Source organism: Wandonia haliotis (assembly GCF_039523435.1).
GTDB classification, from domain to species: Bacteria; Bacteroidota; Bacteroidia; order Flavobacteriales_D; family Crocinitomicaceae; genus Wandonia; species Wandonia haliotis.
The window spans coordinates 1-738 of the sequence record NZ_BAAAFH010000013.1 but is presented as its reverse complement, the minus strand read 5'-3'; the positions used below and the strand labels follow the sequence as shown (position 1 = coordinate 738).

The following is a 738-nucleotide window of genomic DNA, read 5'->3' as shown; positions in this document are numbered from 1 at the left end:
ATACCCCGCTTCCCGGTGATAGTGAATCGCATCCGTACTGCTGTACACCGCTCTCAGACGGTTCAGGGCATCGTATGTATACGTCTGCGTATGTTGATCGATTTTTTCGGCCTGGTACCGGACTTTTTTCATGTTTCCACTCAACAGCTCGTACTCATATTGTGTAGACATCTCATCGGTGGGCAATCCAAAGAACGGAAAGTCCTGAATCACTTCTTTTACATTACCGTGTACATCATACGAATAATGGTTCGCCGATTGATAACTAAGCAGACTCGCTGAATACGTTGTAAAATACACCACTGAAGCCACACGCATACGCAGATTTTCCTGCTGCTTGTAAAAAGAAAATAATTATATAGCCGCCTTTTCCGTCTCCGGGCTTTAGTTGCCTTGCAGCCAGACGCGTCTTCTCTACTTTTGTTAGCGTGCTTCTCATGTCGCAGACTCCCAACAGTGTTCAGTCGGCTGCCTGCTGTGTCAAGCTATCGCCCTGCGCCGGGGCGGGATTTCCGTCGTTGAAAGTAAACTATTTCCAATCTGTCAAAGATCATTTTTGATGTATTCAAAAGAAATTAAGAACTATTTTTCATCCTTGTTTCTTGGAAGAAAAGGGTTTATCCCCAGAAATAAATCCTCATAATTGCACTTAGTGCAAGAAGTGATTTTGAGTAACAAATTGTTCTTCTGTTTAATCGCTTTACGTGGGTTCGTAATGTCAGATTCTTGCGTTCAATA

Annotated in this window: 2 protein-coding genes; both read right to left on the bottom strand. The window is 43.2% G+C overall.

Annotated features, from left to right (window positions below; all coding sequences use genetic code 11):
* Positions 1-318: hypothetical protein (locus ABDZ97_RS12205; protein WP_343788046.1), on the bottom strand; the 318-nt coding region annotated here is incomplete at its 3' end.
* 299 nt (positions 319-617) lie between these two features.
* A partial coding sequence (locus tag ABDZ97_RS12200) for an IS1 family transposase (RefSeq protein WP_343788048.1) occupies positions 618-738 on the bottom strand: 121 nt, incomplete at its 5' end.